12 protein-coding genes and 1 pseudogene are annotated in these 15,030 nt (G+C 56.9%); 2 read left to right on the top strand and 11 right to left on the bottom strand.

The window, feature by feature from the left end; genetic code table 11:
• Positions 1–96: 96 nt before the first annotated feature.
• Both ACFCTO_RS11025 and ACFCTO_RS11020 read left to right on the top strand, forming a co-directional pair.
• A pseudogene (locus ACFCTO_RS11025) lies at positions 97–1,475 on the top strand (BCCT family transporter).
• Complete coding sequence (locus tag ACFCTO_RS11020; protein WP_292262198.1) at positions 1,472–2,845, top strand: DUF389 domain-containing protein; 1,374 nt, start codon at positions 1,472–1,474, stop codon at positions 2,843–2,845. Before ACFCTO_RS11025 ends, ACFCTO_RS11020 begins: the two are co-directional and overlap by 4 nt.
• 18 nt (positions 2,846–2,863) lie before the next feature.
• Here ACFCTO_RS11020 and mutM read toward each other — a convergent pair whose 3' ends face one another.
• The 11 genes from mutM to gltX all read right to left on the bottom strand — a co-directional run bounded on the left by mutM (position 2,864) and on the right by gltX (position 15,013).
• Positions 2,864–3,688, bottom strand: coding sequence for a bifunctional DNA-formamidopyrimidine glycosylase/DNA-(apurinic or apyrimidinic site) lyase (gene mutM / locus ACFCTO_RS11015; protein ID WP_499876883.1), 825 nt, complete (start codon positions 3,686–3,688; stop codon positions 2,864–2,866).
• Positions 3,689–3,696: 8 nt separating this feature from the next.
• Positions 3,697–6,273, bottom strand: coding sequence for a DNA polymerase I (gene polA / locus ACFCTO_RS11010; RefSeq protein ID WP_499876882.1), 2,577 nt, complete (start codon positions 6,271–6,273; stop codon positions 3,697–3,699).
• Between the two features lie 19 nt (positions 6,274–6,292).
• Entirely contained in the window at positions 6,293–6,619 is a 327-nt protein-coding gene (locus ACFCTO_RS11005; RefSeq protein ID WP_292261567.1) for a hypothetical protein, read from the bottom strand.
• An 18-nt stretch (positions 6,620–6,637) separates the two neighbouring features.
• Complete coding sequence (gene smpB / locus ACFCTO_RS11000) at positions 6,638–7,111, bottom strand: SsrA-binding protein SmpB (protein WP_499876881.1); 474 nt, start codon at positions 7,109–7,111, stop codon at positions 6,638–6,640.
• 12 nt (positions 7,112–7,123) lie between these two features.
• Positions 7,124–9,469, bottom strand: coding sequence for a ribonuclease R (gene rnr / locus ACFCTO_RS10995; protein WP_499876880.1), 2,346 nt, complete (start codon positions 9,467–9,469; stop codon positions 7,124–7,126).
• 77 nt (positions 9,470–9,546) lie between these two features.
• A complete protein-coding gene (gene secG / locus ACFCTO_RS10990; RefSeq protein WP_499876879.1) occupies positions 9,547–9,783 on the bottom strand; it encodes a preprotein translocase subunit SecG in 237 nt (78 codons plus the stop codon).
• 44 nt (positions 9,784–9,827) lie between these two features.
• Positions 9,828–10,535, bottom strand: a complete 708-nt coding sequence (sigH, locus tag ACFCTO_RS10985; protein ID WP_020310078.1) for an RNA polymerase sporulation sigma factor SigH — start codon at positions 10,533–10,535, stop codon at positions 9,828–9,830.
• A gap of 24 nt (positions 10,536–10,559) precedes the next feature.
• Complete coding sequence (gene rlmB, locus ACFCTO_RS10980; RefSeq protein ID WP_499876878.1) at positions 10,560–11,306, bottom strand: 23S rRNA (guanosine(2251)-2'-O)-methyltransferase RlmB; 747 nt, start codon at positions 11,304–11,306, stop codon at positions 10,560–10,562.
• A complete protein-coding gene (locus ACFCTO_RS10975) occupies positions 11,303–11,788 on the bottom strand; it encodes a Mini-ribonuclease 3 (RefSeq protein ID WP_020310076.1) in 486 nt (161 codons plus the stop codon). The genes rlmB and ACFCTO_RS10975 overlap by 4 nt, the downstream gene beginning before the upstream one ends.
• Positions 11,785–13,230, bottom strand: a complete 1,446-nt coding sequence (gene cysS, locus ACFCTO_RS10970; RefSeq protein ID WP_499876877.1) for a cysteine--tRNA ligase — start codon at positions 13,228–13,230, stop codon at positions 11,785–11,787. The genes ACFCTO_RS10975 and cysS overlap by 4 nt, the downstream gene beginning before the upstream one ends.
• 328 nt (positions 13,231–13,558) lie before the next feature.
• The gene (gene gltX, locus ACFCTO_RS10965) at positions 13,559–15,013 is read right to left on the bottom strand and encodes a glutamate--tRNA ligase (RefSeq protein WP_302681361.1); all 1,455 of its coding nucleotides are present in this window, start codon (positions 15,011–15,013) and stop codon (positions 13,559–13,561) included.
• Positions 15,014–15,030 lie beyond the last annotated feature (17 nt).

Here is a 15,030-nt window from a genome sequence, read left to right as displayed (position 1 = left end):
TGCTCAAGTATTCCAGCACTATTTTTTTCTTAAATTCATAACTGTGTTTTGCCATAAAAAAACTGACCCCCAATCGTTAGATTTTTGGTCTAACTATTGGGGGGCAGCTCAGTCGGCATTTTTTCGACAGCCTCTTTTTCCCATATTGTCCTCTTGATTGTCATCGCCGTCGGCCTGGCCATCTTGTCGGCCATTTCCGGCGTAAGCAAGGGAATCCGTTACATGAGCCAGGGAAATCTAATCCTGGCCATCGCCCTGCTCCTGTTCATCCTCTTCGCCGGCCCGACGGTATATCTCTTGTCGGCCTTCACAGAAAACGTGGGCTACTATCTGACACACATCATCGAACTGTCTTTCCGCACTTTCGCCTACGAAAGCACCAAAGAAGAATGGTTCACGAACTGGACCATCACCTATTGGGCCTGGTGGATTTCCTGGGCGCCCTTCGTCGGCCTCTTCATCCTAAGATTTCCAAAGGCCGCACGATACGCGAATTTGTCGTCTGCGTCCTCCTGGTCCCTACCCTGTTCAATATCTTCTGGATGACAGTGTTCGGCAACGGGGCCATCTGGGTCGATGGACAGACCTGTGGCATCCTGACCCAGGCCGCCGCGGAAACGGAAAAGCTCTTATTCCTGTTCCTGGACCAATTCCCCCTGGCCCTGGTCACCTCGCTGATTGCCCTGCTGGTCATCGCCATTTTCTTCATCACTTCGGCTAACTCGGGGATTTTCGTCATCAACAGCATCGCCTCGCAAGGGAAAAATACGTTTCCCAAGTGGCAGACCGTCTTATGGGGAACCCTGCTGGCCCTGCTGTCCATCGGCCTGCTCTATTCCGGCGGCCTCCAGGCCCTGCAGACGATGACCGTCATCATCGCCCTGCCCTTTGCCGTCATCATGATCCTGATGGTGTTCTGCCTGCTCCGGGGCTTGACGATCGATAACGCCTATTTCAGCAGAAAATTGTCAGAAAGTACCGTCTACTGGGATGGCTCCCATTGGCAGGACCGGCTGAAAAAAATCGTATCCGTCGGGACCTTGGACGATTTCCAGCAGTTCCTCAAACAGACCGTCGACCCGGCTTTCCAGGAACTGCGCCAGGAATTCCTGCGAAATGGAATTTCCGTCCACATCCAGGGCAGTGACGATAGTCAGACGGCCTGCCGGGAATTGATTGTCGAAAGCGGGAGCCTCCGCAATTTCATTTATGGCATCCGCTACCGGGCCAACGACGTATCCGATACCGTCGTCGGCTCCCTGTCCTTCCCGACCATTACGGAAGAGGAAAATTATGAACCCATTTGTTATTTTGCCGACGGTCGGCGCGGATACAGCATCAAATACATGCAGAAAGATGAATTGATCACCGACGTTCTCCGTCAATATGAACGGTATGTCAAGATGCTGGCGGCCGGCAAACACGACTTATACCTGACGGATAAAGTACATCCCGGACAAGGAGGAAAATCATGAACCGATGGAATAACTTAATCGATTTGAAAGGCGACTCAGCCTCGATGGAAGTCATCAATCAGCGCATCTTATCCGACGCCACCATTGAAGGTACGAACTTGATCGTCTTAGTCATGGCCATCATGATTGCCTGCATCGGCCTGAACTTGAACAGCGTCGCCGTCATCATCGGCGCCATGCTCATTTCCCCGCTGATGGGCGGTATCGTAGCGACGGGCTACGGTATGGCCACATATGACGTCCCTTTTATCCGCAAATCCCTCATCAAATTATCTTTCCAGGTCGGCCTGGCCGTGCTGACAGCTTCGATTTATTTTCTCCTGTCGCCGTTGACCTCGCCGACAGATGAAATGCTGGCCCGGACTACCCCGACAATCTGGGATGTCCTCGTCGCCTTATGCGGCGGGATTGCCGGTGCGGTCGGGAACACGCGGAAAGAAAAGAGCAATGTCATCCCCGGCGTCGCCATCGCCACGGCACTGATGCCGCCCCTCTGTACGGCCGGCTATGGGCTGGCCTCCGGGAACCACACGTTTTTCCTGGGTGCCTTGTACCTGTTCTTCATCAATGCTTTCTTCATTGCCTTGTCCTCGTTCCTGGTCTTCAAAATTCTGAAAGTACCGCCTCATGGCGACATTGCCGAGGCTCATTTCCGCAAACAACGCCTCGTCTTGGTCACACTGGGCCTCTTGATCACCATTCCCAGTATCTACCTGGCTCATCAGACGGTAAAAGACGCCCTCCAGGAAGTCCAGGTAAAATCGTTCATCCAGACGGACATGCAGTTCGAAAAAACCAGCGTCGTATCGTATACACTGAAAGACGATACTTTGACCGTCGACCTCGTCGGGGCCGTCTTGACAGCAGAACAAATCGAGCAACTGAAAACAGCCATGGGCCACTATCACCGCCTGCAAGGCATAACCCTCTCCATCATCCAGGGAAACCGGAATTTGAACACCGAGGAAGTGCAGCAGTTGATCAATGCCCGCATCGAAAAACAGGGCAAAGCCGACAAAGAAGCCTCTTACAAGATGCTGACCAGCAAATATTACCCGGCTTACGAACGTGCAGCGGCTGACCAGCAGGTCATCCAAACCCTCAACAGCCAGGCCCCCTTATTGTTCCCAGAAATACAGTCCGTCCGAGGCGGCACGCTGACTGCCTTGAACCAGGGCAAAGATACAAAAAACGGTGACTTCAACTATGATCGATTCATAGCTGAAGTCACCGTCACGACGCCGCTGAGCGCCGACGATGCCCTACGTCTTCACGACTGGATCAAAGGCCAGGTCAAGATGCCCGTCGTCATGAATGTTCAGACCAGCGATACGCCCAGCGAATATTACGGCAACGGGATCCAGTGGTAGAACTGCGGTGGGCGGTCCCTACGATTGACACTTCGGGCAGTAGTGGGTGCCGCGGCCGTTCAGTTTGGTGTATTCGATAGTCGTGCCACAGACGGTGCAGGGCGTGCCTTCTCGGCCGTAGACGCGGAGGTTTTCCTGGTTCTGCCCTTCTTTGCCGTTGCCGCTGATGAAGTTGCGGATCGTCGTTCCGCCGTGTTCCAGGCCCTCCTGGAGGACGGCGACGATGGCTTCATGGAGGCGGACCGCTTCTTTTTTCGTCACGCTGTCGCTGTGGCGCATGGGACGGATGCCCGCCCGGAACAGGGCTTCGTCGACGTAGATGTTACCCAAACCGGCCACTTTTGTCTGGTCCAGGAGCAGCGTCTTCACCGGCCGATGACAGCCTTTCAGGAGCGCATAGAGCCGGTCCGCCGTAAAATCCGGACTGATGGCATCCGGTCCCAGGCTGTCGTAGCCTTTGACGCCTGTCGGCCCGTCTGACGGCACGAGCCACAGGCAGCCCAAAGTGCGGATATCGCGGTAGAGGAGGCGCCCTTCGCTGAGGGTAAAGGTAATATGGATGGCCCGGCCGGCATACTGGCCGGGTCTTTCTTCGTAGAGCAGGCTGCCGGTCATGCGCATGTGGGCCAGGAAGGACCAGGGGCCGCTGCAGTGGACGAAGAGATATTTGCCACGGCGGCTCACGCCTTCCAGGGTCTGGCCGGTCAGGGCCGCCTGGAAACGGTCGGCTGTCGTATTCTTGATAAGCCTGGGCAGGTCCAGGTCAATGGCCGTAATGGTCTTGCCCCGGACGTGCTCGTCGAGGAAGGCCCGTATCGTTTCTACTTCCGGTAATTCCGGCATAGTCTCACCTACTTCGCTTCTTCCCAGTTGGTCCCACTGTGGATGTCGACGACGAGGGGCACGGACAAGTCGACGATGTGTTCCATCGTATCCTTGAGGAGCTGTTCCACTTCATCCTTTTCCCCGGCCGGGACTTCCAGGACCAGTTCGTCATGGACCTGGACCAGGAGCTGGCTCTTCAAATGGCGTTTTTCCAATTCGTCCTGGACAGCGTTCATGGCCAGCTTGATGATATCGGCCGCGCTGCCCTGGATAGGCGTGTTCATGGCCGTCCGTTCGGCAAAGGACCGGCGCGTGAAGTTCTTGCTGTTGATTTCCGGCAGGGCCCGGCGGCGGCCGAACATGGTGACGGCCATGCCCGATTCCTTGGCCGAGGCGATGAGGCCGTTCATGTAGTCGTGGACCGTGCTGTAGCGGGCGAAATAAGAGTCGATATATTCCTTGGCTTTCTGGCGGGAAATGGAAATGTTCCGGGCCAGGCCGAAGTCGCTGATGCCATAGATGATGCCGAAGTTGACGGCCTTGGCATGGGACCGTTCTTCCGGCGTGACTTCATCCAGGGGGATGCCGAAGACTTCCGACGCCGTCCGGCGATGGATGTCCTGGCCTTTCTGGAAACCGTCGATCATGGTCGGGTCCTGGGACAGATGAGCCAGGAGACGCAATTCGATCTGCGAATAGTCGCCGGACACGATATAGTCATAGCCTTCACCGGGGACGAAGAGGGAGCGGATCTTGCGGCCCTGTTCGGTCCGGATAGGTATATTCTGCAAATTCGGGTCGGAACTGCTCAGGCGGCCTGTCGACGTGACCATCTGGTTGAAATGGGTATAAATGCGGCCCGTTTCCGGCACGATGAGCGGTTCCAGGCCGTCGAGATACGTCGAAATGAGCTTCTTCAAGGCCCGGAAGCGCAGGATTTTGTCGATCATGGGATGTTTGTCCCGCAGGGCATCGAGGACGGCACTGTCCGTCGAATAGCCCGTCTTAGTCTTCTTGATGACGGGCAGTTGTAATTTCTCGAAGAGGATGACGCCGAGCTGTTTCGGCGAATTGATGTTGAACGTTTCGCCGGCGTCGTCATAAATGGCTTCTTCCAGCGCATCGGCCTGGCAGGACAATTCGCTCTTCATGGCTATGAGGCGGTCTGTATCGACAGTGAAGCCGTTCATTTCCATGACGGCCAAAGTATGGATGAGCGGTTCTTCGATGGTGTCGTAGAGCTTCATGAGATTGGCCTTGTCCAGCCCGGCTGCGGCTTTGGGCCAGACCTGGAGGGCAAAAGCGGCATCGCAGGCCAGCTTCTGTCCGTCGTCTTCTGTGCCTTCGTCCAGGCTGACGTCGAAGGTTTCGGAAATATACGTCAGGCCATAGGACGTCCGCGTCGGGTCGAGGAGATAGGCTGCCAGGATGATGTCCTTCAAGGGCAGGCGGCCCGGAGCGACGCGGGATACGACCTTGGTCAGGTCCTTGCCGTCATCGGTGACGACGGCTGCCGCTTCGGGCAGGACGGCGAGGTAGGCGTCGTAATCGCTTTCGGGAACGATGAAGGCGCCGTCATCGACGGCCATGGCCAGGGCCGTCACAGCCGGGATGGGCCGGCTGCCGTCATAGCGGGCGGCGACGGCGACGGTCTTCCCTTTCAGGCTGGCCGCGCCCGGTGCGTCCATGACCTGGACGGCCGCTGCCGGTGCCGCGGCGTCTGCCAGATGAGAGAAGCGGTCGAAGGCGGCAAAGCGTTCCAGGAGGTTGCGGAAGCCCAGGCTGCGGAAGAGCTGGGCCACGTCTTCCTGGCGCGGCTGGGGCTGGAACATATCCATGGTGTAATCGAGGGGCACGTCACAGCGGATAGTGGCCAGGTCCTTGGATAAGACGGCCTTATCCTTGTTGTCGGCCAGTTTTTCCTGCAGCTTCTTGCCCTTCACTTCGTCCAGGTGCTCGTAGACGCCGTGGACGCTGCCGAACTGGCTGATGAGCTTGAGCGCCGTCTTTTCGCCGACGCCGGGAACGCCGGGGATATTATCGGCCGTATCGCCCATGAGGGCCTTCATGTCGATGACCTGGGCCGGCGTATAACCGTATTCGGCTTCCATGACGGCCGGCGTGACAGCCAGCATGTTGGTGATGCCCTTCTTGGTCAGATAGACCGTCACGTCGTCCGTGACCAGCTGCAGGGCGTCGCGGTCGCCGGTGACGACGGCGACGGCATAGCCATCGGCTGCCGTGCGGCGGGCCAGGGTACCGATGATGTCGTCCCCTTCGTAGCCCTCCTGTTCAAGGACGCAGATACCCAGGCAGGCCAGGACTTCGCGGATCAGGGCGAACTGGGGCCGCAGGTCATCCGGTGCGGGCTTGCGCGTAGCCTTGTAGCCGTCGAACAAGTCGTTGCGGAAGGTGTGCTTGCTCTTGTCGAAGGCGACGGCGACGTACTGCGGGTCCAGTTCTCCGTATAATTTCAATAACATATTCAAAAAACCATAGACGGCATTCGTCGGGTGCCCCTGGGCATCGGTCAGATGCGGGATGGCATAAAATGCCCGATAGAGCAGACTGCTGCCGTCGATGATGACGATATTTTCTTTCATAGAACCTCCCTACGCCCACTCACCGATGCAACAGGGAGCTGACGATGCTGTAGATGCAGTAGATGACGAAGATGCCCAAGAGATAGGGCATGGCCATGATGATGAAGCCCAGGGCGCCGATGATGACGGCGACGATGCAGAAGACGATGAAGCCCAGGGCCAGTTTGACACGCCATGAAAGGCCGGACGTGACGATATGGATGCCATGGTGCGCTTCCTGTTGCTGGCGCAGCCGTTCTTCATAGAGGGACTTCTGGTCGTGGACCGTCCCATCTTCATCGATGGTCTGGCCGCGGAAACTATCCCGTTCGTGATCCGAAAGGATTTTAGGGTCTTCTGAATTCATAGATACTTCTCCTCCTGATTAGTAGTTACGGCTCTTCATGCGGCGTTCGATGTCGCGCTTGGCTTCTTTTTCGGCCAGGGCCTGCCGCTTGTCGTAGAGCTTCTTCCCTGTTACCAGGGCGACGGTCACTTTGACCTTCCCCTTCTTGAAATAGAGGTTGAGGGGGATGAGGGTATAGCCTTTTTCCTGGATCTTGCCCAGGAGCTTGATGATTTCATATTTATGGAGCAAGAGCTTGCGCGTCCGCAGGGGATCGTGGTTGAAGCGGTTGCCCTGGTCATAAGGGCTGATGTGCATGCCCAGGAGGAAGACTTCGCCGTTCTCGATGCGGCAGAAGCTGTCCTTCAGATTGACCTTGCCCTGGCGCAGGGACTTGACTTCCGTCCCCGTCAGGACAATGCCGGCTTCATACGTTTCATGGATAAAATAATCGTGATGGGCCTTGCGGTTTTCCGAAATATATTTCACACCTTTTGTCGGTGACGTTGCCAAAACGAATTCCTCCTATTTCTTCTTCTTTTTGCCGCGGCGGCTCTTGCTGCCCTTGCCCTTGCGCGCGGCTTTGCGGCCGGATTTCTTGTCCTTGCGGCCTTTCTTATCCTTCTTGTCTTTCTTGCCCTTCTTGCCGATGGCTCCGGCGAACCAGTTGCGCTTGGTGTCGGTGTCCTTCTTATCGCTGTGTTTCCGTTTATGGCGCCGTTCGGCACTGGCCGCCATGAGCTGCTGCACGTCTTCCAGCGATTCGTAGCGGCCTGGGACGAAGTCGATTTCGCATTTTTCCACATTGACCTGAGCCAGGGTAACTTCCATGGCATCGCCTAAGCGGTAGACCTTGCCACCGTGCTGGCCGCGCAGGGTGTACGACGCTTCGTCGAATTCGTAGTCGTCGTCGGTGAGCAGGGAAATGTGGACCAGGCCTTCGATGCCGTTTTCCAGGCCCACGAAGAGGCCGAAAGACGTAATGCCCGTAATGTGCGCTTCAAAAGGCTGACCGATAAAGGGCAGCATGTACTGGCACTTCTTGAGGTCGTCCGTTTCCCGTTCGGCTTCGACGGCAATGCGTTCGCGCGAGCTGGCCTGGTCGGCGGCGATGGTATAGTACGACAGGGACTGCTGCGATTCTTCCTCGGTCAGCTTGCCCCGGCGCTGGTACTGGCGGATCAGGCGGTGGACCATGAGGTCCGGGTAGCGGCGGATAGGCGACGTGAAATGGGTATAACATTCCGAAGCCAGGCCGAAGTGGCCGGCATTGGTCGTCGAATAGCGGGCCTGCTGCATAGAGCGCAGAGCGATGGTCTGAACGACAGCGGCTTCATCGGTTCCCTTGGTCATTTCCAGGAGCTTCTGGAAGTCTGCCGGCTTGACCGATTCCGTATCGGGCATGGGCAGGTTAAAACTCGACAGGACGGTGCGCATCATTTCCAGCCGTTCCGGTTCAGGCAACTCGTGGATACGGTAGACCGACGGGTTTTCGCTGTCCCGGAGATAGCAGGCCACCGTTTCGTTGGCAATGAGCATGCTTTCTTCAACGATCTGTTCGGCAATGGTCCGTTCCCGTTTTTCCAGACGCAGCGGTACGCCGTCCGGGTCGAGGATGACTTTGTATTCAGGGAAATCGAAGTCGATGGCCCCGCGGCGGAGGCGCATGTTCTTGAGAATCGTCGACAAGGCCCGCAGTTCGTGGAGCATGGGCATGAAGGGCTGCAAGTCGTCAGGTACGATGCCGTCCAACAGGGCCTTGCGGATTTCGACGTAGTTGCAGCGCCGTTTGACGCGGATGACGGCCGGGCCGATGTCGGCCTTGAGGACCTTGCCTTCTTCGTCGATTTCCATGACGCAGGTCATGGAGTAACGGTCTTCATTGGCGTTGAGGCTGCAGATGCCGTTGGACAGGACCGTCGGCAGCATGGGGATGACCCGGTCGACGAGGTAGACGCTGGTGCCGCGGTTATATGCTTCCTGGTCGATGGCCGAGCCCGGACGGACATAATAGCTGACGTCGGCAATGTAGACGCCCAGACGGAAATGGCCGTTCGGCAGGCGGACGACGTCGATAGCATCGTCCAGGTCCTTAGCATCTTCGCTGTCGATGGTGATGAGCTGGCGGTCGCGGTAATCGCGGCGCCCTTCTTCCAGGGTGACCGTCGTGTCGATCTTGGCGGCTTCCTTCTTGACGTCGTCCGGGAAGTCGAAAGGCAGGCCGTGGCGGGCCATGATGACCTTGATATCCAGGTCCTTGTCGCCGTCATAGCCGAGGACTTCCGTCACTTCCCCTTCAGCTTTGCGCCCTTCTTCGGGCCACTTGGTGATCTTGACCAGGACGCGGGCACTGCTGCGGGCACCGCCGGTCTTGTCGAGGGGCACGTAGACGTCTTCGCGGATGCGTTCGTCATCGGGCGTGACGAAGGCGCTGTGTTTTTCCAGCTGGAACGTACCGACCAGGGTCTTGTTGGCCCGTTCGACGATGGATACAATTTCCCCTTCCTGTTTATGACGGCCATCGCCGCTGTGCAGGATGCGGACCGTGACCTTATCGTTATTCATGGCCGTATGGCGGTTCTGTTCGGCAATGTATACGTCCTCCGTCAGGTCCTGGCTGAGGACGAACCCGAAGGTCGGCGTATAACCTTTATAAATACCGGTGATTTCCAGGGGCTGTTTGGCCGAGATATACCGGTCTCCTGCGATTCTCATGAGCTTTTCACTCCTCACTAATTCTTCAAATGTGTCAAATACGTCAGCCAGCCGGGCGCCGGTGATGCCGAGCTGTTCGGCACAGTCTTCGACCGTTGCGCCGCCGCTGTCTTCATTACATATACTTATTATATCATGAGCCAGCTGTAAATCCATAGTTCCCCTCCTCAAATCGCCGTTCTGCAAAGGATAAAAAAGGAGCCGCCGCATATGCGACAGCCCCTAAGAATTCATTAAAAAGTATGCATCAGTCTGCCTAACAGCAATGTACAAATGGCAAATGCTATCGACAGGACGATAGTCAGTTTGGAAAGCAGGGCATCCATGCCGCGGGCCCGGCTCCCGAACAAGGCTTCGGCACCGCCGCCGAAACCGGCGCCCATGCCCTGGGTCTTGCTCTTCTGTGCCACGACGACACCGATGATGAGCAGTGCCAAAATGACAACGATGATTTCTAATGCTGTGATCACGTTAATCCTCCTCACACAATGACGCTAACAGTACTATTGTACACTCATTTAGCTTTTCTATCAATAGGTTCTTTGGCTTTCTCATCGGGTTCCGTTTCTTTTTCGGCATTGCGCGTTTCCAGATAATGTTCCAGCTTGCGTTTGACCCGCTGCAGGGCATTGTCGATGGACTTGACGTGCCGGTGCAGCTGACGGGACATCTCGTTGTAGGATTTGCCGTCGAGATAGGCTGTCAGGACCTGCCATTCCAGATCGCTGAGGATCTCATTCATCTTCAGTTCGATATCATTGAATTCTTCGCGGCTGATGACCAGCTCTTCGGGATCGCTGACGCGGATGCCGGACAGGATGTCCTGCAGCGTCCGGTCCGATTCGTCTTCATAGACGGGCTTGTTGAGGGACACATATGAGTTGAGGGGTATGTGTTTCTGCCGCGTCGCCGTCTTGATGGCCGTGATGATCTGCCGGGTAATGCATAACTCGGCAAAGGCCCGGAACGACGACAGCTTGTCGCCGCGGAAATCCCGCGTCGCCTTGTAGAGGCCGATCATGCCTTCCTGGATGATGTCATCCCGGTCGGCGCCGACCAGGAAGTAGGCGCGGGCTTTGGATTTGACGAAGTTGCGATACTTGTTGACGATATAATCGGCCGCTTTGCCATCGTGCTCTTCCTGGGCGATGCGTACGATTTCTTCATCTGTCATGCCTGCAAAGCGGTCATGTTTTTCTTCTGCATTGGACGCTGCCTGCATAATCGTTACCTCGCTTATTTTAAATTATTCGCCTGCCTGCCGCTGCCGCACGACTTCATACATGAGCAGGGCCGCTGCGACGGAGGCGTTGAGGGAATTGACGTGGCCGAACATGGGAATCTGGACCAGGACGTCGCACGTCTCCTTGACCAGGTGCGAAATGCCCCGGCCTTCACTGCCGATGACCAGGACGACCGGATCCGTCAGGGAGCTGTGGAAATAGTCCGTCTCGCCGTCCATGTCAGCGCCGATGACCCAGAAACCGCGCCTCTTGAGCTGCTTCAAGGTCTGGGCGATGTTGCCGATCTGCACGAGGGGCATGTATTCGACGGCGCCGGCCGACGTCTTGCCGACAGTCTCATTGATGGGCGCCGTCCGCCGCTTGGGCAGAAGGACGGCGTCGACGCCGGCACATTCCGCCGTGCGGATGATGGCCCCCATGTTGTGGACGTCTTCGATTCCGTCGAGGAGGACCAGGAACGGTACCTTCCCCTTTTCATCAGCAGCGATGAGGACGTCCGTCAAATCGGCGTATTCTACGGGCTTGGCAAAGGCGATGACGCCCTGGTGGCGGTTGCCCGGTGCCAGGTGGTGGAGGACCTTCAGGGGCACGTCTTCGACGAGGATTTCCTTCCGTTCTGCCAGGTCGCGGATGCGCTGCAGCGGCTGCGACTCATTGCCGGCAGCGACGTACAGCTTGGTGATGGACCGGCCGGCCTTCAGGGCTTCGGTGACACTGTTGCGGCCGATGATGATATTTGCCTCACTCATTCCATTCCTCCATGTTTTTCGTTACAATAGGCTTTCGTTTCTTCATAGACCTGGGCCATGACGGCGTCCAGGCGTTCCGTCCGGCCAGCCATGACCAGGTAGCCCACCAGGGCTTCCAGGGCCGTGCTGTCGTGGTACTCGGCGACGGTGGCGCTCTTCGGCGCCAAGGTATAGGCATTGCGGGCCCGCTGGCAGACGGCCTTTTCGTCGTCCGTCAGGCCGTCGTGGATGCGGCGGTAGACATAGGCCTGGGCCTTGGCGGATACGAATTCCGCCGCCAGCGTGTGCAGGACCTGGACGTGGGGAATGCCCGTTTCCACCAGGCGCCGGCGCAGGGTCAGGGCGTAATAGGCGTCACCGACGAAGGCCAGGTTGATCGAGTCGAGATGGGCCGCATCCTGGTCGGGCACATCCAGGCGCTTGCCGTCGGCAAAGGCCTGGTAGGCCCGTTTCTTCAGTGCTTGCAGTTGTTTGAATTTCACTTTTTCCAGCGCGCTCCCTGCGGCGAATCTTCAATGGTGATGCCAAGAGCGCCCAGTTTATCACGGATGGCGTCGGCCAGGGCGTACTGCTTCTGGGCGCGGCATTCCTGACGGATGTCGAGGATGGCCTGCATGAGGTCGTCGTAGTCCTTGCTGCTGGCGTCTTCCTTCTTGCCGGTCCAGCGGTCTTCGAGGATGCCGAGGATATCCGTGAAGGTCTTGAAGACGCGCTTGACTTCCGACATGGCTGCCGAATCGACGGGGACGCCGTTGTTGACGACGGCGTTCTTGAAGATGTTGACGTTCTTGGCCAAATCGAACATGGCGGCGCTGGCCAGGGCCGTATTGAAGTCGTCGCACATGGCATTTTCAAAGTCTTCTTCGTCCTTGTGGGCCGTTTCCAGGAGCTGCTGGGCTTCCGGCGATTTAGCACCGGCCGGCATAGCCAGGAGTTCCAGGACGTTGTCGATGGCCGTGCCCAGGCGTTCGAGGCTGCGCGTCATTTCTTCCAGCCGTTCGTCGCTGAAGTCCAAGGGGCTGCGGTAGTGGTTGGAAATGAGGAAGAAGCGCAGGGCATCGGGGCTGTAGTGTTCCAGGACGTCCTTGACCAGGAAGAAGTTATTCAGGGACTTGCTCATCTTTTCCGAGTTGATGGTGATGAAGCCGTTGTGGAGCCAGTATTTGACCATCGGTTTCTTGCCCGTAAAGGCTTCGGACTGGGCGATTTCGTTTTCATGGTGCGGGAAGATGAGGTCGCTGCCGCCGCCGTGGAAGTCGAAGGTGTCGCCGAGGTACTTATTGCTCATAGCCGAGCATTCGATGTGCCAGCCCGGACGGCCTTTGCCCCAGGGGCTGTCCCACGACGGTTCGCCGGGCTTAGCACCTTTCCAGAGGGCGAAGTCCATGGGATTGTGCTTGCGGTCGTCGACTTCGATACGGGCGCCGGCCATCATGTCGTCGAGGCTGCGGCCGCTCAATTCGCCGTAGTCGGCGAATTTTTCGACGCTGTAATAGACGTCGTGGTCGATGACGTAGGCATAGCCTTTGTCGATGAGGGTCTGGACCATGTTGATGATTTCATCCATGTGTTCCGATACGCGGGGATACTTGTCGGCCCGGCGGATGTGGAGCTTGTCCATGACGTCGAAGTACGATGCGATATAGCGGTTGGAAATGGTATCCCACGTGACGCCTTCGCCGTTGGCGGCGTTGATGATCTTATCATCGACGTCGGTGAAGTTCTGGATGTGCGTGACTTCATAGCCCAAGTGTTCCAGATAGTGCTTGATGACGTCCCACGTGACGAAAGGACGGGCATTGCCCATGTGGGAATGGTTGTACGGCGTAATGCCACAGACATACATCTTGACCTGGCCCGGCGTAACGGGCACGAAGGTTTCTTTCTTACGGGTCAATGTATTATATACTTTCAGTTCTCTCATACGGTAACCTCCCTGAAATTTGAACAAAAAGGCCACCATCCCCTATGACAGAGACGGTGGCCCGTGGTTCCACTCTGTTTTTACGGCAGTGCCGTAATCTTTACTGCGCAGTAACGGGCGCCCCCGGACCGGATTACTCCTTTCACCCGGCCTGCTCACAAAGGCAGCATTGCAGTTTTATGACCTGGAAAGGCTCTCAGCCGTGACCCTTCCTCTCTGTCGGATGCCACTGCAACTCATTTTGATCATCGCAGATTCTTATTTGATACATATTATTAGTTAATACGTATGTATATAGTACCCAATAATCGGGCTCATGTCAAGCCCTTTATGCCAACGTTTCGTCCAGACGGGCCAGGACTTTGTCGCGGCCCATGAGGGCGACGATGACGTTCAGGTCCGGGCCGTGCATGACGCCGGTGACGGCGACGCGGATAGGCATGTAGACGAACTTGCCCTTGACCTTGAGGCCCTTCTGGATTTTCTTGAACAGGGGCTGTACCGTGTCGGGCGTGACGTCGTCGAGGGCAGCCAGTTCGTCGCGGAACATCTTGAGGACGGACGGAGCCGTTTCTTCTTTGAGGACTGCTGCGGTTTCTTCATTTTCCGGCGCATAGTCGTCGGTGAAGAAGACCTTGGCAGCGTCGACGATCTGAGCGCCGTACTGGACGTGTTCGCGCATAGCAGCGCAGATGGCTTTCAACCAGGCAGCTTCCTTTTCGTCCGGATTTTCGCTGGCATAGCCGGCCTTCTGCAGGTGCGGCAGGCAGACGGCATAGAGCTGGTCTTCATCGAGCTGCTTCATGTAATGGAAGTTGATCCAGTTGAGCTTTTCGATGTCGAAGACGGCCGGGTTCTTAGCGACGCGGTCGAGGGTGAACTGTTCGATGAGTTCATCGCGGCTGAAGATTTCCTGATCGCCTTCCGGCGTCCAGCCGAGGAGGGCCAGGAAGTTGACCAGGGCATCGGGCAGGTAGCCCATATCGCGGTACTGCTGGACCGACGTAGCGCCATGGCGCTTGCTCATCTTCTTCTTGTCGGCGCCGAGGATGAGCGATACGTGAGCGAACTGCGGGGCTTCAAAGCCCAATGCCTTGTAGATGACCAGCTGGCGCGGCGTGTTGGACAAGTGTTCTTCCGCACGGATGACGTGGGTGATGTGCATGAGGGCATCGTCGAGGACGACGCAGTAGTTATAGACCGGGATGCCGTCGGATTTGACGATGACGAAGTCGCCGACGTTGTTGGAATCGAAGGATACGTGACCGCGGACGAGGTCGTCCAGTTCAATCGTTTCGTTCTTCGGCGTCTTGATGCGGATGACGTGGGGACGGCCTTCCTTGAGGTACTGTTCGACCGTTTCCTTGGGCAGGTCAGCGCATTTGCCGGAGTAGACCGGCGTTTCGCCTTTGGCCAGCTGAACCTGTTTTTCCGCTTCCAGTTCTTCCGGCGTGCAGAAGCAGTAGTAGGCCTTGCCTTCGGCCAAGAGCTTTTCCGTATATTTCTGATAAATGCCCAGGCGTTCAGTCTGGCGGTACGGGCCATCGGGGCCGCCGACATCGATGCCTTCATCCCAGGTGATGCCCAGCCATTTCAGGGCTTCCTTGATGTTTTCTTCCGATTCCGACGTCGAACGCTTGCGGTCCGTATCTTCGATGCGGACGACGAACTTACCGTGGTTGTGCTTGGCAACGAGGTAGTTGAACAGTGCCGAACGGGCACCGCCGATGTGGAACGGGCCTGTCGGGCTCGGAGCAAAACGAACGCGTACTTCCTGTGACATAAAAAATTCCTCCTAAA

Source organism: Megasphaera indica, assembly GCF_046614755.1.
GTDB classification, from domain to species: domain Bacteria; phylum Bacillota; class Negativicutes; order Veillonellales; family Megasphaeraceae; genus Megasphaera; species Megasphaera intestinihominis.
The sequence above is the reverse complement of the archived record's forward strand: the minus strand, read 5'-3'. Positions and strand labels throughout refer to the sequence as shown.

Coding starts and splice junctions, on each gene's coding strand:
- rlmB (WP_499876878.1), bottom strand. CDS start 11,306: ATGAGTGAGGCAAATATCATCATCGGCCGCAACAGTGTCACCGAAGCC.
- polA (WP_499876882.1), bottom strand. CDS start 6,273: ATGAAAGAAAATATCGTCATCATCGACGGCAGCAGTCTGCTCTATCGG.
- mutM (WP_499876883.1), bottom strand. CDS start 3,688: ATGCCGGAATTACCGGAAGTAGAAACGATACGGGCCTTCCTCGACGAG.
- sigH (WP_020310078.1), bottom strand. CDS start 10,535: ATGCAGGCAGCGTCCAATGCAGAAGAAAAACATGACCGCTTTGCAGGC.
- cysS (WP_499876877.1), bottom strand. CDS start 13,230: ATGAGAGAACTGAAAGTATATAATACATTGACCCGTAAGAAAGAAACC.
- rnr (WP_499876880.1), bottom strand. CDS start 9,469: ATGGATTTACAGCTGGCTCATGATATAATAAGTATATGTAATGAAGAC.
- ACFCTO_RS11005 (WP_292261567.1), bottom strand. CDS start 6,619: ATGAATTCAGAAGACCCTAAAATCCTTTCGGATCACGAACGGGATAGT.
- ACFCTO_RS11020 (WP_292262198.1), top strand. CDS start 1,472: ATGAACCGATGGAATAACTTAATCGATTTGAAAGGCGACTCAGCCTCG.
- gltX (WP_302681361.1), bottom strand. CDS start 15,013: ATGTCACAGGAAGTACGCGTTCGTTTTGCTCCGAGCCCGACAGGCCCG.